Origin of the sequence: Paraburkholderia dipogonis (assembly GCF_046027395.1) — a bacterium.
GTDB classification, from domain to species: Bacteria; Pseudomonadota; Gammaproteobacteria; order Burkholderiales; family Burkholderiaceae; genus Paraburkholderia; species Paraburkholderia dipogonis_A.
This window is the reverse complement of record NZ_JAQQEG010000005.1, coordinates 1-18,106: the sequence shown is the minus strand read 5'-3', so window position 1 is coordinate 18,106 and position 18,106 is coordinate 1. Positions and strand designations below refer to the sequence as shown.

15 protein-coding genes and 1 pseudogene are annotated in these 18,106 nt (G+C 59.7%); 8 read left to right on the top strand and 8 right to left on the bottom strand.

The genetic code is table 11. From position 1 onward, the window contains the following. Positions 1-26: 26 nt before the first annotated feature. From PQR32_RS06840 to PQR32_RS06825, 4 genes are all read right to left on the bottom strand, one after another. Entirely contained in the window at positions 27-743 is a 717-nt protein-coding gene (locus PQR32_RS06840) for a flagellar hook assembly protein FlgD (protein ID WP_408223506.1), read from the bottom strand. A 27-nt stretch (positions 744-770) separates the two neighbouring features. Then, on the bottom strand, positions 771-2,756 hold the full coding sequence (gene flgK, locus PQR32_RS06835; RefSeq protein ID WP_408223504.1) for a flagellar hook-associated protein FlgK: 1,986 nt from the start codon (positions 2,754-2,756) through the stop codon (positions 771-773). A 107-nt stretch (positions 2,757-2,863) separates the two neighbouring features. After that, positions 2,864-4,360 (bottom strand): flagellar filament capping protein FliD, encoded by a 1,497-nt coding sequence (gene fliD, locus PQR32_RS06830; protein WP_408223502.1) that lies wholly within the window; start codon positions 4,358-4,360, stop codon positions 2,864-2,866. Between the two features lie 252 nt (positions 4,361-4,612). Then, the gene (locus tag PQR32_RS06825; RefSeq protein ID WP_408223500.1) at positions 4,613-5,761 is read right to left on the bottom strand and encodes an NADH:flavin oxidoreductase/NADH oxidase; all 1,149 of its coding nucleotides are present in this window, start codon (positions 5,759-5,761) and stop codon (positions 4,613-4,615) included. Between the two features lie 219 nt (positions 5,762-5,980). Between PQR32_RS06825 and PQR32_RS06820 the strand changes: the two genes are divergently transcribed. Together PQR32_RS06820 and PQR32_RS06815 are read left to right on the top strand one after the other, a co-directional pair. Then, positions 5,981-6,658, top strand: coding sequence for a response regulator transcription factor (locus PQR32_RS06820; protein WP_408223498.1), 678 nt, complete (start codon positions 5,981-5,983; stop codon positions 6,656-6,658). An 867-nt stretch (positions 6,659-7,525) separates the two neighbouring features. Further along, entirely contained in the window at positions 7,526-7,708 is a 183-nt protein-coding gene (locus PQR32_RS06815; RefSeq protein ID WP_408223496.1) for a DUF3331 domain-containing protein, read from the top strand. A gap of 277 nt (positions 7,709-7,985) precedes the next feature. On the opposite strand, the gene PQR32_RS06810 is transcribed toward PQR32_RS06815, so the two are convergent. After that, on the bottom strand, positions 7,986-8,582 hold the full coding sequence (locus PQR32_RS06810; protein ID WP_408223494.1) for a short chain dehydrogenase: 597 nt from the start codon (positions 8,580-8,582) through the stop codon (positions 7,986-7,988). A 97-nt stretch (positions 8,583-8,679) separates the two neighbouring features. On the opposite strand from PQR32_RS06810, the gene PQR32_RS06805 reads away from it, so the two are divergent. After that, positions 8,680-9,567: a LysR family transcriptional regulator gene (locus PQR32_RS06805; protein WP_408223492.1), complete on the top strand. Its 888-nt coding sequence runs from the start codon at positions 8,680-8,682 to the stop codon at positions 9,565-9,567. 10 nt (positions 9,568-9,577) lie between these two features. Here the strand turns inward: PQR32_RS06805 and PQR32_RS06800 are convergent, their stop codons facing one another. Further along, positions 9,578-9,970, bottom strand: a complete 393-nt coding sequence (locus PQR32_RS06800) for a helix-turn-helix domain-containing protein (RefSeq protein ID WP_408224018.1) — start codon at positions 9,968-9,970, stop codon at positions 9,578-9,580. A 756-nt stretch (positions 9,971-10,726) separates the two neighbouring features. On the opposite strand from PQR32_RS06800, the pseudogene PQR32_RS06795 reads away from it, so the two are divergent. After that, positions 10,727-11,402, top strand: a pseudogene (locus PQR32_RS06795) (response regulator transcription factor). Positions 11,403-11,419: 17 nt separating this feature from the next. Here PQR32_RS06795 and PQR32_RS06790 read toward each other — a convergent pair. Both PQR32_RS06790 and PQR32_RS06785 read right to left on the bottom strand, forming a co-directional pair. Beyond that, positions 11,420-11,791, bottom strand: coding sequence for a response regulator transcription factor (locus tag PQR32_RS06790; protein WP_408223490.1), 372 nt, complete (start codon positions 11,789-11,791; stop codon positions 11,420-11,422). Positions 11,792-11,965: 174 nt separating this feature from the next. Further along, positions 11,966-13,756, bottom strand: a complete 1,791-nt coding sequence (locus PQR32_RS06785) for an ATP-binding protein (protein WP_408224015.1) — start codon at positions 13,754-13,756, stop codon at positions 11,966-11,968. 480 nt (positions 13,757-14,236) lie between these two features. On the opposite strand from PQR32_RS06785, the gene PQR32_RS06780 reads away from it, so the two are divergent. The 4 genes from PQR32_RS06780 to PQR32_RS06765 all read left to right on the top strand — a co-directional run bounded on the left by PQR32_RS06780 (position 14,237) and on the right by PQR32_RS06765 (position 18,062). After that, complete coding sequence (locus PQR32_RS06780; protein ID WP_408223488.1) at positions 14,237-15,091, top strand: DUF3331 domain-containing protein; 855 nt, start codon at positions 14,237-14,239, stop codon at positions 15,089-15,091. 243 nt (positions 15,092-15,334) lie between these two features. Beyond that, the gene (locus PQR32_RS06775; RefSeq protein ID WP_408224012.1) at positions 15,335-16,021 is read left to right on the top strand and encodes a gamma-glutamylcyclotransferase; all 687 of its coding nucleotides are present in this window, start codon (positions 15,335-15,337) and stop codon (positions 16,019-16,021) included. A 51-nt stretch (positions 16,022-16,072) separates the two neighbouring features. Next, on the top strand, positions 16,073-17,101 hold the full coding sequence (locus tag PQR32_RS06770) for a LysR family transcriptional regulator (RefSeq protein WP_408223486.1): 1,029 nt from the start codon (positions 16,073-16,075) through the stop codon (positions 17,099-17,101). A gap of 172 nt (positions 17,102-17,273) precedes the next feature. Continuing rightward, positions 17,274-18,062 (top strand): alpha/beta hydrolase, encoded by a 789-nt coding sequence (locus PQR32_RS06765; protein WP_408223484.1) that lies wholly within the window; start codon positions 17,274-17,276, stop codon positions 18,060-18,062. The last annotated feature ends 44 nt before the right edge of the window (positions 18,063-18,106 follow it).

Below are 18,106 nucleotides of genomic sequence, written 5' to 3'. Positions count from 1 at the left end.
GTCGTTCCTCGAAAGATTCGGGTCGGTTAAACAATGGCCGCGAGGTCGTTCAGACCCACGATGGTGCCGTTAGACAGTGCGAGCCCGGGCGTCCCGTCCGGCTGCCTGATGACCGCGTGCACGACAGATGTCGAAAGCGTCTTCAACGGAATCTGCTGGCCGCCGGCCGATGCGGTCGCGGTGAAGGTGTAGGTGCCATCCGGCAGCGGATTGCCACTCGCATCCTTGGGCTGCCAGCCGACCGGGACCGTGCCGGCCGACTGCTTGCCGAGATTCAGCGTATCGACAACCTGGCCGGCCGAGTTCTTGACCACAATCTGCAGGTCAGTCACGTCACGCTCCAGCTTGACGCCGAATCCGGCGGACTTGCCCTCCGTGACTGACGCCGAGTTGCCCGGAGCGAGTACGGTGGACCCGATCAGCAGCGCGGCCTGGGTTTGCTGGTCCGCGGTGAGCTGCGCCGCCAATGCGGACAGCGACACGTTGAGCTGGGCGATACCGGAGACCGTGTTGATTTGCGCGAGCTGCGAGGTCATCTGCGAGCTATCCATCGGGCTCGTCGGGTCCTGGTTCTGCAGTTGCGCGATCAGCAGGCGCAGAAAGGTCGCCTGCAGGTCTTCGCCCCGGTTGCTGCCGGCGTATTGGCTGGCGGCTTCCTTGCGATTGCTCGTGCCGTTGACGGAGTCGAGCAATGCTTGCGAAGGCGGCGCGGTATTCTGGAAGTAGGTGTTTTGTGCGTACATGAGGAACGAGTCCAGTTGAAGGTTCGCTTATCGGAAGATGCCCAGCACGGTGTCGAACATCGTGGATGCCGCCTGGATGACCTTGCTATTGGCCTGGTAGAGTTGCTGGTAGTACATGAGGTTCGCCGCTTCCTCGTTGATGTTCACGCCCGACACGGACTGCTGGGCGGCGCCGACCTGCTGGACCACGGCGTTCTGCGCCGCGGCGGCGGACTTCAACTGATTGGTGGTGTTGCCGACGCTGTTGACGTAGTTGCTGAAGCCGCTAGTGAGCGTGATGCCGCCATTGAAGTCTTTGGCCTTCAGCAGGTTCGACAGCGCGAGCGCGTTACTGCCATCGCCGGTCGCGCCGCTATTGCGCGATACCGTGAATAAGTCGCCATTCGCGGGCTTACCGGAGAGATCGAGCCTTACGCCGTTCATCCCGCCCGCAGTGCTGCTGTTGACCATCAGCGCCAGGCCTTTTGCAGGGTCGTACGGCACGGGCGTGTCGGCATCCGTAATCTCGATGGTCGTTGGCGGTGTGCCGTCGAGGGTGACGGTCGAGCCCACCGGAAAACCCGTCAGTTGACCCGGCGCCGGGCTCGACATGAATTTCAGGCTGGTCGGCGAAGATGGAATCGAATAGTCACTACCCGTCACGCCGACGACCAGCTTCCCGCCGCCCGAGTTCGTCGGGCTCGCGTTGCCAAGCACCGGTGAAGCAGCGGCAATCGCCGCGCCGTCGGTTGTCGCTAGACCGAAACTGTCGAGCACGCCCCGAGTGGGCAGCACGGTGAAGGCATCGCCCGCCGCCATCGCGCCGCTCAACTCGAATTTCATCCCGTTGATGGTTGCCGGCATGGTGCCCGAAGTGCCGACCACGTTGCCGGTCGCCTTGTCCGTGAGGGCGTAGCTCGAGCCGTCGAAGGACAACGTGAAGTCGCCGATCGGCGGCTTCACTCCGTCCACGATGCTCACGCCGAGCTGCGCGTCACTGGTGTTGTTCCGGTTCGCATACACCGTCGGCACGCCCAGTTTGAAGAGGTCTCCACCTTGCCGGCCGGCGAGGTCGACGCCCAGCGCATTCTGCTGGTTCACCTGTCCGGCGAGACTCATCGCGATGGCGCCAAGCTGCGCCTGAGCAGGGTCCAGTGTTTCCCGGCGGAACGTGATCAATCCGCCAAGCACACCGTCAGTGAGGCTCGAATCGGGCAGATCGACGGGGGTCGGCTTCGGATTGGCACCCGTCGTCCCGAGCCAGGCAACGGCCAGCTCCGTTGGTTCCGAAGGCGATGCCACCGCGCCGAGCTCGTAGCTGGTGTTGCCGTTCACCAGCGGCTGGCCGCCGGGCATGAATACACTGACGCCGTTGGTGCCGCTCACCACTTGAGCGCCGACCAGTTGACTCAGATTGGAGACCGCGAGATCGCGCCGGTCGAGCAGGTCGTTGGGCGGCTGCCCCTGCGCGCTCGCCTTCGCGATTTCCGCATTCAGCTGTGCAATCTGCTTCGCGTACCCGTTGATCTCGGACACCGCGCCGCTAATCTGCGTGTTCGTACTGGAACGAAGTTGCGCGTACTGCGCTCCCGCCGCATGGAACTGGTCGACCAGAACCTGTGCCTTGCTCATCACCGTCTGGCGTACGGCGAGGCTGGAGGGGCTGTTGGCGAGATCCTGAAGACCGTTGAAAAAGCCCGGGATCGCGGTTGATATTCCCGCCGTCGGACTGCCGACGAGGTTGTTCAGTTGCGCCGCAAGCGAGTAATAGGTCGCCAGTGAGCTGCCTCTCGCCTGCGCGTCATTCAGCGCGCTCGTCAGAAAATCGCTGTACTGGCGCTGCACGGTCGTCGTCGACACGCCCTGAGGCAGATAACCCGAAGGCGAATAGTGCCCCTGCGTTTCCTGATATATCGGACGCACACGAGAATACCCCGGCGTGGCGACGTTGCTAATGTTCTGCCCCGTGGTCTGAAGACCCCACGAAGCCGCGTTCAGCCCGCTCAGGCCGATATTCAAAAGACTGCTGGTCATTCAGAACTCCGATGAAATACGTGCCGGAAAAAAGACTGCAGCAGGCCACCGTCCCGCTGTTTTCGCCGCGGGACGTCCGTCAGTACTGCGATAGAGAACTGCTACGCCTAACGGGCGTTCAACGCGCCGGTAGTATTGCCATTGCCGAATAGCTGGGTGAGATAGTTGGCGTTGGTATTCATTTGCGCCATCAACGTATTCAGCGCCGTGAATTGCGCGCCGTACTGTTTGGTCAACTGTTCGGCGTAAGTGTCGAGGCGAGCCTTCTGGGCCGACAGCGACTTCATTTCCTGATCGATCGAGCTCAGGCGACTGTCGATAATCCCGTCCTTCTTGACGTAGGCGTCGACACGATTCGTCACCGTGGCCGCAATGCCGTTATTGGAATCGAAAAGCGCCGAGACCTTGTCCGGAAAGTTAGTGAGCGCGGAGGTGAGTGCGGCATCGTCAATCGACAGCATGCCGTCCATGAGCGAGACGCCGATCGAGCCGAGGGTGAGCGAGCCGTTTGCTGAAGAAACCCCTTTTCCGATCACCGCCGCGAGTTCATTGCGGATGCCGTTGAGCATCGAATCCCCCAGCAGCGCGGCCCCTTGTGAGCCCTTGTTCTGCAAAGGGTCGAACGCGGTCAGTGTTGCCGCCGTGCTGACGAAGTTGTTGTACGCGGCGACAAACGCAGTGACTGCCGCTTTCTGCACCGTAGCGTCGCGCTTGATCGACAACGTTTGCGTCGTGCCGACGGACTCGGCGCCTAGCGACAGCGTGACGTCGGAAATGGCGTTTTCCACGCTATTGCTCGCACTATAGACGCGCGTGCCCGCGATGGTGAAAGACGCGTCCTGGCCGACCACGCTCTGCGTCCAGCCCGAACTGCCATCGACGGTGGTGTAAGGGGAAACCGTTTTAGTCGGGTCTTTCGGGTCGACGGTACTGGTTGATGACACAACGTTCAGTCTGGACAGTCCGGCATCGATGCTGCCGCTCGCAAGGTCGGCCGACATCGAGATGCTGTTACCCACGCCCGTCCCGGTGGAGCGCAGCACGAGATGCGCGCCATCCGCGCCTGTGACGACGGTCGCCGTGACACCGGAACCCTTGGCCGCCGCGTTGATCGCCGATGCGATTCCCCCAACCGTATTGTTCTTCTCCGTGATTTCAACGGAGATTTCCTTGCCGCCCACGACAAGCTTCAGCGTCCCTTCACCGAGCTTTGCCTTCGGGTCGAATGCCGAGGAACTGATGGTCTGCGCCGTCGCGATGTTATCGACGGTGATCGCGTAGCTGCCGGCCACCGCGCCCTTGCCGGCGGCTGCGGCAATACCCTTTCCATCGCTTCGGGTGGCGAGGCCGCCGAGCGCCGTGCCGTCGGCGAGCGACTTCGACGCTTCCTGGAGCGCCTCGAGCGCGGACTTGAGCTTTCCAATCGCGGAAGTCCGCGTCTGCCGGGTCGTCTGCTGCCCGGCAATACTGCTCGCCTGACCCGCAACCTTCGCGTTCACGAGCGCGGTGACAATCCCTGAAATGTCGGCATTCGAACCCGTCGAACCGCTGATGATTGACTGCACCGCGGACTGCATCCCCGGGGTATCGTAGATTGAGGTCATGCCCTATCCGTTGGCCTGATTTATATGGCGTCCGGCTTTTCCCGCCCGGCGCCGGCGCGAGGAAAGTCGTGCAAGCAATCGGAAGTCCAATGCCTCCAATTGGCTTACACGTATATTACGGATAAGCTTCGCCAGGCTAAAGCCTCCCTATGCCCCCTGCGACTATGGCAAAAATAAAAATTCGATAAGTCGGTTGTTTCTCTATGAAATGTGCTATTACGGCAGCGCTGCGCGAACCGAGTTTTAAGTTGCTCAGCCGCCGCGAGAAGTTTCCGCTGACACGCGCAACGACTCAGCGCGCCGCTCGAGCCACCAACCGTACTCTTTCGGCCAACTGCCGAAGCCGTCCGTCTCGAGCCGTTCGCGCGCGTGTAGAGCCCAATTCGGGTTATAGAGGGCCTCGCGTCCTATCCCAACGAGGTCGGCGTGCCCGCTCTGCAATACCTGCTCGGCTTGGGCAGGCTCTACGATGAGCCCGACGGCCATCGTTTTGACTGCCGCGTCCTTTCTAACTCGTCCAGCGTGGCGAACCTGCCGGCCAACGCCACGCGCTAGGCGGTTTGCAACACTCGCGAGACCAGATATGCCACCCGATGAACAGTCGATGACGTCGACTCCCGCGTCCTTCAAATACCGGCAGAACTGGACCATTTCGTCGATGCCGTAGCCGCCATCGGCGCCGTCGATGACCGAAATCCGACACATGAGGGGCTTATTATGCGGCCAGATGGCGCGCAGCCTTTTGACGACTTCCAACGGATACGCTCGCCGGCAAGCGGGCCCTCCGCCATAGGCGTCGCTTCGCAGATTGGAAACGGGGGAAAGAAACTCGTGAAGCAGATACCCGTGCCCACAGTGAATCTCCAGTACTTCGAAGCCTGCGCGTGATGCACGTCGTGCTGCTGCTTCCCACGCTGCCGCGACGGTCTCCAGTTGGTCCGCACCCATTGCGTCGGGCTCAGGCCATCCTCGCGCCGCCGGGAGCGCCGAGGGCGCAACCGTTCTCCATGGCGGTTCGCCCCGGACGGCATCCGCGTCGACGAGGGGCGCATGGCCCTCCCAGGGACGCGTCACTGCTGCCTTGCGTCCCGCATGCCCGAGCTTGATGCCGGGCACCGCCCCTCGCGCCTTGATAAAACTGGCGATTCGACCAAGTGGCGCCACCTGGTCATTCGACCATAAGCCCAAATCGCCATAGGTCGTGCGACCGCGCGGTTCCACTGCCGTGGTTTCCACCATCACCATGCCGCCGCCGGCCTGCGCGAGCTTGCCGTAGTGGACAAGATGCCAATCGTTAGCCAACCCCTCGTGGGCGCAATACTGCCGGATGGGGCTGATGACAATCCGATTGCGGAGGGTGACGTCGCGGAGCGTCAGCGGAGAGAAAAGCGTGGACTTCACTATGCTTGCAGGTGGGTGAGGTGTGACCCGCGACTCTAGTTGATATCGTGCAAGCCGTGTCGCAGGCGCCGGCGAATAGTCTTTTCGGTCTCTTTGAACAATACTCCTGGGCCGTCTCTACCCGGACCGGCCGTTTGCGGGCCATTGTTTGTGCAAATGATCTGCGACTAATATAAGACATCCGCGGATCGCCGCCTTCCGGTTTTGTAAGGTCCCCACATGCAAGCTGGAACTACTTCCCCAACCATCTCTCGCGCCGAGGCCTTAACCGGTCCAATTGTCTACGTTGTGGACGATGACGCCGCAGTACGCCGTGCCCTCGCAACACTGATGCGGTCGGTCGAGCTCTGCGTTGAAACGTTCGCCTCCGCAGAAGAGTTCCTGCTGTTCTCCCGTCCGGCCGTACCGAGCTGCCTCGTTCTCGATGTCCGGCTTCGGGGAAAGAACGGCCTGACGTTCCAGAAGGAAATCGTCGATAGCAGCATGCATATTCCTGTGGTATTCATGACCGGACACGGCGACATTGAAATGTCGGTCAAGGCGATGAAAGCGGGCGCGACTGACTTTTTTGCCAAGCCATTTCGTGACCAGGACATGCTCGATGCCATCGGCCAGGCCCTGAGGCGCGACAAGGCGCGACTCGAATCCGAGGGCGCGGTCATGCAGTTGCGCGCGTCATACGACACCCTGTCTCCGAGGGAAAAGGAAGTACTGCCCTACGTGCTAGGTGGCCTCCTGAACAAGCAGATTGCGTCCGAGATGAACCTGAGTGAAATTACTGTGAAGGTGCATCGCGGGCAGGTGATGAAGAAGTTGAACGCCCGCTCTCTTCCCGACCTCGTTCGGAAAGCAGAGTCGCTTGGTATCGTCCCGCGCGGCATTGATACTGCACATTAGACTCCGCAAAATCAGCACCAGCCGCGAGGCATACGAACGCCTATACCTGCGCATGTGCGAGGTCGAATCTGAGTTACTCGTTTGCCCCTGGCACGAGTACCCACCGTGAATTTCGCGCACTCTGTTGAGTTATTCTGCGGTACAAGTGGCCGACCCAATCGCGCCAACGCTATATTCCCTCGTAAAATGGATTCCTCCGTCCCCGCTGTCCGCGCTTAAGACATCGCACCAGTGCATGTCCGATAGCGGCACGGCGAGCAAGGCGCCCGCTCACCTTTCCTGCTTCATATCAGAGTTGCGGTCCGTTGCATCTGCCCATGCACGAAGCGTCGCGATGAGGCTTTCTCCGACTGAAGAACCGTCGCTGAAGGAATCAGCCGTACCCAAAGCTCTCAACCACTGGTTATTTATTGGCGCCAATGCCTACGTCGAATACACATTCGTTCTACGGCTTGACAGAAGTGCCTATCGTCGGCCGCGGTGGACTATTCGGACATTTGCATTGAGTAGGCCTTGCTTCCGGTGGGGTTGAAACGCAATCTGCGGTAATCAGCAGCGCACTGGAAATCGGAGCTCAAGCCGATGCTAAACCGAGTCACAACAGCAACTGGAACTTTTACGTAACACATCTCGCTCAACATTCGACAGAGTCATAAAAGGACTCGCCCTCTGGGCAGGCAACATAGCGAGGGCCCGCGGCCTGGCACGCTTGCGGCGCATCGCCAGTGCACCTCGCCGCCGCGCGCTGGCAGGGATACTCCGCACAATGGCCGTATCCCTCGATTCCCACGTCCAGCGAATTGCAATTCCTCGCTCGGGCGTTTCGACGCGCACGTTTTTGGTGACGGTGCTCGAGAGTTACCCAACTTGACCATTGCTGTTGCATGGCGTGACCCGACGCGTCGCAATCACGCCAATCAGGTATGGGCGCTGGCGGAGGCTTCGGACGGCGGCAGATGCACGCTCTCAGGGAAACCATCCGCGGAGATGCAGAGGTTTATTCACCGCAGTCCGGCAACCACGGTACGCCGCCGAACGTGGCAGCAATGATTCTCGCGTCCGTGCTGCCTAACATCCGCGTTGAAGACGGATGATGTTCTCGGGTGGGCCATACGCTGCCTGGCTTACCCTGAACCCAGGCAGTGACGAACGTTAGCGAGTTGACGCCGCGCTCACGCGCCTTCGTGGCCACACGAGGCCGCTGGCCACTTCTGGATTCCAGAAATACCTTTTCGTGAAATCCGAACAATCTAGCGACGCTGTCTGCCGCACAATGACTTGTGCCAGACCCGTGCCCGGGAAAGTGCTGTATCCCGGGCAGGCCGCCTTACCAGATGCGATACGACCTGCCCGTTTGCACACCGTCGACGCTACGGCGGTATGCCTTCGCGACCTTAGCTGCGTCGACCGTTTCGAACCCAGGAAAGAATGGTCCATAGGCCGCAGACGATTCGGTCACGATGGACGGGCTTACTGCATTGATACGCTGTCCGTGTTTCAATTCCGTGGCGGCGGCCAGTACGAAGGCGTCGATGGCTGCGTTGGCTGTCGTAGCGTTGCTGCCCTGTGCGATAGGCTCATGAGTACAGATGCCGCTTGTTAGCGTTATCGAGCCGCCCTCATTGAGGTAGCGTTGCCCGATGAGGGCGAGTCGCACCTGACCGAGGACCTTATTCAAGAGACCCAAGCTGAATTGCTCGGCAGTAGTCTCCGTGAGCGGGCCGAAGTGGATATGTCCGGTTGCCGAAACGATGGCGTCAACGCGGCCGATTTTCTCGAAAAGCCCTGTAACACTCGCGTCGTCCGTAATGTCCACCTGCAGGTCACCGCGCGTCTTGCCAACGCTAACGAGCTCGTGATGGTCAAGCTCGCTCATGATTGCTTTGCCTATCGTGCCGGTACCACCGAATACGAGAACTTTCATCTGAGCCTCCGTTGAATGTGTTGGAGGATTGTGGCTTTCGGCGCGACGTCCGGCCAGTAGCGCCTGATTAGGAAACATCTAACTGGAAGTTAGGAGCATGGACAGATTGCGAAGTATGGAGGTGTTTGTCGCCGTGGTCGACGCGGGGACGTTCAGCGCTGCTGCACAGAGTCTTAACCTCTCGGGTGTGATGGTTGGCAAAACAATCCAGCAACTTGAGGACCATCTCAAAGCGCGCCTGCTAAACCGCAGTACGCGGCGACAAAACCTCACTGACGCCGGCACTGCTTTCTACAAGGCCGCCCGTACAATTCTCGAGCAGGTGAAAATCGCTGAGGACAGCATTGAGAACATGCAGGCTACTCCGCAGGGGCGCCTGCGCGTCAGTGCGCCTGACACGCTTGGCAGCGAGGCCATCGCGCCGCTGCTAGCCGCCTACTCGGTTGAGCACCCCAACGTCCATGTGGAACTGGTGCTCAGCAACGAACGCGTGAATCTGATTGAAGATGGGTTTGACCTCGCCGTTCGCATCGGACCACTCGCCGATTCCCATCTTGTTGCGCGGCCCCTCAAACCGTACCAGATGGTCATCTGCGCATCGCCGACGTACCTCGCACGCGCCGGGGTGCCTCGAACAATGGCCGAGCTCGAAGAACATAATTGCCTCGGCCACCTGGCTTTTAAGGTTCGTCATGCGTGGCGCGTTGGTGACACGGAATATGCATGGCCACAAAAGACGACCCTATCAACCAATGATGGGCACGCCTTGCGAGCAGCCGCTATTGCTGGCGCTGGTGTCATTATCCAGCCGGAGGTGTTGCTTGCTGAGGACATCGCGACGGGACGTCTTGTGCGGATACTGGACCCGTATCTTCCGGCGCCCAGACCCGTGAACCTTGTCTATCTTCGGGATTCAAAGCCCAGGTGTAAGCTGATGAGCCTGGTTCACTGGATTCTTCAAGAACTTTCCTATCGGCCAACTTGAATTACCAGACCTAAGCACCGCTCGCGCGACGCCAGCTCCTCGATGTAGTCCCGGTTGTCGAAGAGAACGCTCTCGTGAAGGGACGCTGGTCAGCGAAACCACAAGCCGCTGCGACAGATGCCAGAGACAGAGAGGTGCCGCGAAGTGGCTCCTTGGCCCGCTCGATCCGATAGGTCCGCAACCATCTGAACGCCGGTACTCCAATTGTTTGACGAAACGCGTCAATGAACTGACGCAGGGGCAGCCCGCATAAAGCCGCAATGTCGAGCAGCCGGCGCTTAGCTGATAGTTCCGCTACCAGCAGTTCTTTGGCTATGCGGTCCTGCGTCTTTGAGAGCACGCGCGAACGCGCCACCGCACGTGCCCGAAAGCGGCCATATGCGGTGGCAAGTCGCTCGTACATTGCGTGGGCGACATGGTCGAAGAAGAGACAGCACGCAAGTTGAGAGCCTGCCATCGCAGGTACCATAGCGAGACCCAGGTGATGTAGAGCAGGGTCAATCTCCCGATTTACATCTTGCAACTCTCCCACTGTCGGCAAAGCCGACAGGCTACAAGGTCGTCAAACGCGGGGCGCGAACTATGAAAAAGCACGCATTCGAATGGGTCAGGCAAATTCGCAACAGACTCTTCAGAAAGGTGGCTCAGCATTATCGAGCCCGGGGCATACGGGTCCGTCGGAACCCGACACCCCGTTTCCAAAGCCCTGTCCGTCCTAAGTGCTGCAACTGCAACTGCAACTGCAACGAGAGAATGTATGCGTCCTGCGTCGGCAAGGGCGTATTCTTTCCGAGTCCGTGCATCGATGAGAACATATGTGTGGCGGTCAGTTGAGCAGTTTTCCAGGCTGGTAGTTCTCAGCGTCTGTGCGGTGTCAACATTGAACGGATGCGCGAACTCACGAACATACGCGTCGGTTGCGACGCTTGAGGTCGCAACGCGCAATGCACCGTCTACACTGTGCTGGACGGTTGGACGCCCGCCCTCGTCCTTCCAGTTCACCCGCTCTTTGCCAGCCTCCGACTAAGCGGCCGTTCTGCGTTGCATCGCTATGGCAGCGCCCTGATAACAAGAGATTTGTACCTCGAGAAGACGTTCCCTATTGTGGCAGGTTTGCCGTTGCTTTGAACGTTCTCCGCCCGCACGCGTTCTATCAACCGTGAAGGTTCCAGATATTTCGGACAAGCACGAGGCCGTCGTGTACGTCGTAGACGACGAGGCATCGGTGCGTCGCGCCCTGGCGACGCTCATGCGTTCGGTCGACATGCACGTTGAAAACATTTTCCTCTCCGGAGGCATTCCTGCAACACCCTCGCCCGCCAGTACCTAGCTGTCTAATCCTTGATGTCCGAGTACGCAACAAGAACGGTCTGACGTTCCTGCAGGAAATCGTTCAGAGCGGTCTGCGGATGCCGATCGTATTCATGACTGGACACGGTGACATCGAGATGACCGTCAAGGCCATGAAAGCTGGCGCGATGGACTTCTTTGCCAAGCCATTTCGCGACCAGGACACGCTTGATGCCATTGGTCAGGCACTGGCCAGAGCCGCGCGCCTTCACTCGGAGCGAGCGGTAGCCGAACTACAGGCGCTTTACCAGACTCTTTCGCCGCGCGCGAAAGAGGTGGTGTCGTTCATTCTCGCCGGTCTGCTCAACAAGCAGATTGCGGCTGAAATGAACCTGAGCGAAATCACCGTCAAGGTTCACCGTGGTCAGGTGATGCGCACACTGAACGCGCGCTCCTTGCCGGACCTTGTTCGAAAAGCAGAGACGCTCGGCATCAAACCACACGACGAGAAGCCCTCGCAAGGAACGCAGGGAACGCGGAGATAGCAGCCGAGTTACAGAGCTCATGGAGAGCCGAGTGCGACCGATAGCCAATGCATCATCGCAGAAGGCTGGTATGGCTTCTGCAGAAGGACAAGGGCGCCATTACCTGTCGCCCTCGCCTGCAGAGCCGGCGTCGGATATGCACTGATAAAGATTGTTGCAGGCGCAACGCCTTGGGCAACGAGGCGTTCGTGCATTTCCACTCCGGACATGCCAGACATCCGGATGTCCGAAACCAGGCAAGCGGTAGCTGCAGCTTCCCACGACGCAAGAAATGCTTCGGCTGACTCAAAGAGTCGCGCTTCCCAGCCGAGTGAGCGCACCAGACTGCCAAGCGCGCGACGTACTGCCTGGTCGTCGTCGACAATGGATACTATTGGTGTTGTCTGCAAAATCGCGGCCCCTACTTCTCTCCCAGTGAATACCGCGGGCGTCGAAGCACCCGTAGTCTTGTAACTTAGAGACTACCTTACGGGGGGCGTCTGGCGCGATGATACGTTTGTATAAGCGGGTTGTACCGGAAGAGCGTCGCTGTTGCGGGCTCCCCGGCCAGGCGGATCGCCTGTTCACTTCGCGGCAATAGCCGTCTGCGCAGAAGGCAGCGTCACGCGAAAAGTCGCGCCGCCCTCCGGATTGTTTGAAGCCGATATCTCACCTCCGTGTGCTTCAACAATTGAAGTGCAGATAGCGAGGCCCATGCCCATACCGGTGCTGCGTGTGGTGAAGAATGCATCAAAGAGGCGAGTCAGATTGTCCTCACTGATTCCCGGGCCACTATCGCGTACAGAAAGAACAATGTCCCCATCCGCGTTAGTCGACGAGCTCACCGTCAGTCGGTGTTTGCCTGGGGTGGTCGCCATCGACTGCAACCCGTTGATGATGATATTGATTAGCACCTGCTGAAGCTGAACGCGGTCCCCTGACACCGCAGGAACCGCGGGCGCGAGGTGCAGCTCGAGACAGCAGCCGTGGCTCTCCATCTCGCCCTTTGTCAGGGCGACTACCTCGTCGACCAGTTCGTTGACCTCCACCGGCGCGTGTTCGGGCGGTGCGCCCTTCATCAGTCGCCTCACCCTCTGGACTATCTCGGCGGCCCGGGTTCCCTCGCTGGTCATCTCGCTAACGCAGCTTTCGACTTCCTCCATGTTGGGCGGCTTGCGGTGCAGCCAGCGCAGGCAGGCTTCCCCGCTCGTGACGATGGCTGCAAGCGGCTGTCCGACTTCATGAGCAATTGAGGCGCTCAGCTCGCCCAGAGCCGAAATACGGCTGGCGCGGGCCAGTTCGCTTTGCGTCTGCCGAAGTTGCGTCTCGGTCTTCCGCGCGCTCGTCACATCCATGACAGCACCAATGAAGTGGCGGCTGCCGCCCACTGCGTCGGAAGCGTGCGCCACAACGTGCAGATGCTTTACCCGGCCGTCCGGGAAAAGCAGACGGTGCTCAATGTCAAAATCATCCGCGGTGCTGCTGACCTGCGAGAGCATGCGCTCGAAGATATCGAGGTCCCCCGGATGAAGCCTCTCGCGCACGGTCTCAAGCGTTGGAGCGCGGGCTGGGTCGCACTCAAAAATCCGGAATGCCTCCTCGGACCAGAAAAGCTCGCCCGTGACGACGTTCCAGCCAAAGCTTCCCGTATGGCTAAGTTGCTGGGCTTCGGCAAGGTACTGCGCCTGGCTTTTCCGGACCAGTTCTTCGGCCCGCCTGCGCTGCGTGATGTCGTTGTTCGTTTCCAAGGTTGCGCAGGGCTGGCCGCGGCTGTCGTGCTGGAGCGTCCAGCGACTTGCCACAATGACTGCGGAACCGTCGCGCCTGGTATGCACAAGGTCGCCTTCCCAGTACCCGTCGCGTGCCAGTACCCGCTGTATTTCTTCCCGCGACACGAGAAAAACAGTTTTAAGCAGGTCGTCGACAACTTTTCCGACGGCCTCATTCTTACTCCATCCGTAGAGCACCTCCGCTGCGTGATTCCAGTAGGTAATCACGTTTTGCCGGTCACGCACGAAGACGGTGTCGTGTGTCAGGTCCAGCAGTCTCGCCTGCTCCCGCTGCAAACGCTCGGCTGTTCTGATGCGTCGCACGAGCGAGGTAATCGCAATCGAAGTAATGAAAAAAGCCGCTATGGGCAGGATGTCCTGCGGTTTTTCGATTGCAAAACTAAAGAGCGGCGGCGTGAAGTAGACATTGAGCAGCAAGCCGCCAACGATTGAGAAAATTGCAGAGGAAATGAAGCTGTCGAGAAGAGACAGCAGTACGATGACAATCAGCATGCAGAAACCAGTGGTGGCAATCCTGAGGTGAAGACTCAGACAAAGCCACGCAATGGCGCACAGGACAAGGCTCCCGCCAATCCATAACGTCACCAGGTAGCCCCACTGACTGCTCTTGTCCGACGAACCTAGCTTGCCACCCACGCTACCTCCCGCGGTGTGCCACTGGCCTCGCGCCTCGTGACCCGCGCCAGCCCCTGTTTAAAAGCGGTGGCGTGGTGAGGCACGCACCGCCCGGCCAATAGGCCCAATTTTCTTTACACGCTTGAAAGAAAACGGCTTTTTCTATGCAGCATGCACAAACTCCATCATATACAAACATATAAGAGCGGTGCAGTCTGGACTACTCGTTTTTCCCGAAGCTGGAACGCGAAGATGCTCGAGGTCGACTTACTGCGTTATACGGCCGTATACCGCGATTACGCCATCGCGGCATTGCAATACCCCACCGTAGAGTAGATTCGCCCCTTTGCCGAATCTACTCTTCAGTCATCGCGATTAGCGCATGACTGATGACATTACGGACCTTCGTAGTCCCGAACTGCCATCTCCGCTTCAGGGTGCTAACCCGCGATGCGGCAAGCCGGCGCCCGTGCCTGCGAGCAGCCGTACCTGAGCGCTTTCCTTAACCGTCGCACCCGCCTCAAAAGGAACTGGCCATGTCACACGCCCTGCACAACTGGATATACATCGGCGCAAACGCCTATATCGAATACACCTTCGTTACCTGGCTTGGCAGAAGCCTCTACAGGCGAACCGTGGACTACCGACAAGTCTGCCTTCAATAGATGTTCGCGGCTTCACACTGATTCTTCGATAACTGCATCAACCCTGGATGAGAGGAAGATGATGTTGAACGTTCAAACACTTACTGGGCCCGCGGACTCATCGACTGAAGCCGACGAGCCGGATTCTTCAAGCCCGCTGCCGGCAGCGAATCGTTCCAGTGTGGCGTCGACGCTCACCGGTTTATCGCAGGGACGAGGTCGGGTTGGCCGGCGCCGCCCTTCTTTTGACGCGGCTATGGCAACCACGGCTGACCCGTGGTCACAAACGCTTGCCGCTCTGCAGCACTTTTCAGTGCCGCCGGACGAACCACTTAACCCTTTCGGTTTGCCAGGGTACAGGTACGCGCCCGCACGGATGGCAACTGATAACCCTCGCGCCAGGTCGTTCACGATAACCGTTGTGGAGCACATGTCCAATTCGCGGGTCTGCCTTTCCTGGCACGACCCGACCTTATGCAATTACGAGGAACAGGTCTGGACGCCGGCGCTTGCCCGCCGCTCGGGCCGATGCGCGCTCTCTGGGGCTCACATCCGCAGGGGCAACGCGGTGTACCGTCCCCAGACACGAGGTCAAATACCGCCGGCGAACGGAGAGGCGATGATTCTCGCGACCGCACTTGCGCAGGTACGCGACGGCTGACCAAAGCCGCAATAGTCGCCTGAGACGTCTCACCCAAAGCGCCTCCCGCGGCTGAGATGGTCCCGATGAACGGCAGTTACCGTCCGATTGTCGCTTTTGAGTGGCCAAAGCGTCTCCCGTAGGAGTGTTTATCTGGCATTACGCCGCCGTCATACTGTCGCCAAACGTGGGGACATGTTTCTGCGGCGTCTACCAGCGCCATCGTGCATTGCCCCAGCAACTTAAAACCTGACTGCGATGGCGATGTTGACAAGAGAGGCGATTAGCTCAGGGGCCTACCTCGAACATTTCGAGGCGCTGCCAAACCTGTGGACCCGGGAGCGCATTCACAGTTCGCTCACAGAGACCCTGCAGGCGCGGCCGGCCGATGCGGTTGACACCTGGATTTTCGCCTACGGCTCCCTGATGTGGAACCCGATGGTGGAGTTCGAAGAACGGCAAACGGCAACGTTGCACGGCTGGCACCGAAGCTTTTGTCTGCGCATGGTTGCAGGTCGCGGTAGCCCCGATGGCCCGGCGCGCATGCTCGCACTGCGCCCGGGTGGCCACACGGACGGCGTAGCGCCGAAGTTGCCGGTGGCGACGCTCGATGACGAACTCCGGCTCATCTGGATTCGGGAGATGGTGCTGGGCTCTTATCGGCCAACGTGGGCCTGCATAACGCTGGAAGATGGCACAGAAACGCATGCTCTCGCGTTTGTTGCAGACGAGAGTCGCGAACAGTTTGAGTCAGATTCGTATGTGGCAACCGTTGCGCCACTCATCGCCACCGCAACGGGAAAGTTTGGAAGCAATACCGAGTATCTGCTGAAACTGCGCGAGGCTTTGATTGAGTGCGGGTTGCAGGACTCCTATATCGAAGAGTTCGCGAGCGAGATCGAGCGCCTGTCGCGCCGAGCCAGCTGCGATGTACCCGGCGCATTCGAATGACTGCAGCGGCGCAGAACAAGCCGCCCAGCGTAATTGCCTTAAGTGAGAATCATGGACAAACTTCAAGCGATGCAGGTCTTCACACGGGTAGTCGACACGAACAGCTTTTCCGGTGCGGCCGACTCCCTGCACATGACGCGTTCGTCGGTGACGACCATTATCCAGACCCTCGAGGCCTACCTTAAGGTGCGCCTGCTCAATCGCACGACACGTCGCATCAGCCTTACTCCGGACGGCGCCGCTTACTATGAGCGCTGTTCGCGCATTCTCGCCGAGGTCGAGGAGTCGGAGAGCTCGTTTTCACGGGCATCAGCTCCGCGAGGAAAGCTCAAAGTTGACATGCCGGGTTCAATCGGACGGCTCGTGGTCGTCCCCGCGCTGGACGACTTTCACTCGCGATATCCCGACATCGACATCATGCTTGGCGTCGGAGACAGGGCCGTTGACCTGATTCAGGATAGCGTCGATTGCGCCATCCGCATCGGCCCGATGCAGGACTCCACGCTGGTTGCGAGACGCGTCGGCGTATCGGAGTTCGTCACCGTGGCAAGCCCGGACTACATCGCCCGATACGGCGAGCCATCGTCTCTGGCCGAGCTCGAATCACACACGGCCGTCAATTACTTCTCGAGTCGCAACGGCCGTATTGTGGAGATGGACTTCGTCGTTGACGGCAAGCCGGTCGAAGTCCACATGCGCTCGAAGCTCGCCGCTAACGATGGCGATGCATACCTTCAGTGCGGATTGCGGGGCCTCGGGCTCGTCCAGGTCCCCCACTTCCTTGCTCTTCCTCACCTCGAATCGGGCGCGCTGGTGGAAGTGCTCGGCAAATGGCGCCCCAGCCCGTTTCCGATTTCGGCGGTCTATCCACAGAATCGTCACTTATCCCCGCAGGTTCGGGTGTTCGTCGAATGGGTTGCCGAGCTGTTTGAGAGCTGTCAATTGCTTCGCGCGGATAACGTGCTCCCGTCCGGTATCGCCCAATACGTCAAGCATCGCCAGTCGTCCAGCGCTGCCGGCCGCGTGCTGGAGTCGGCGCGGGCGCCGGGTGCACGCAGCAGGGATTTGGCGCCGATGTAGGCGCCCTGCCACAGCCGGGGAGTCTCGACATTTGGCGCTGTTCCTTGACAGCACAATTCGCTGCGAGCGAATTGTCTTATCGGAAGTGAGATGTTTATCCGGTCGTCCAATCTATGCAGAATTCCGGCTGCTTAAACCTCCTTTACCTTTGGCGCATAGCGCAGACACTTTGATGAAAGCCAGGCTGGACATTACGGACATCACGATTGCAGGACACGCGCAAGACATCACGTTGCGCAGCTTCCATCCGTCCGCTCACAGCGGTGCGCCAATCGTGCTGTATTTCCATGGCGGCGGGTTCGTCAAGGGTTCGCTGAACGAAGCCAGTAAGCCGGCTTCGCTCCTCGCTGCAAGGGTCCCGGCCTGGGTCGTTGCCGTGGGTTATTCGCTCGCGCCAGAGTTTCCGTTTCCAGCCGCAACTGAGGACGCCCATCTGGCTCTCGAGTGGGCGATAGAAAGCGCCCGGGAATATCGCGCAGATTCGAACCGGATTGCTGCGGTCGGACATGACGCCGGAGGCAACATCGCAGCGGGACTCGCCGCCATCGCGCGCGACCGGGGCGTGCGTCGCCTGTCCGCGCAGGCACTCCTTGCGCCCTTGCTTGACCCGAGCATGACGCGACTCATAGAGGGGCAGCGCCATGGCAAGAGTGACCTTGCCCAGGAGGATTGCGTACGCTCATACCGTGCGTACCTGCCCAGCGCAAACCATCGCATCCACCCTTATGCGGCGCCGCTGGAATCAAGACGCCTCGGCACCCTGCCCCCCACGCTGATAGCGACGGCAGAGCAGGACCTTGTGCGCGCAGACGGCGAGACCTATGCCCGCGAACTTATTACGGCGGGCGTATCCGTTGAGATGACACGCCATGGCGGAGTCTGCCATGGCGAACTCATCTCTCACCCACCGGCACTCAATGATGTCGTCGAATTCCTGCGCAAGCGGCTCGCGCCTGATTGACCGAGCAGAATTGTCGCTCTGATGGATACAAAGAAACCACTCTT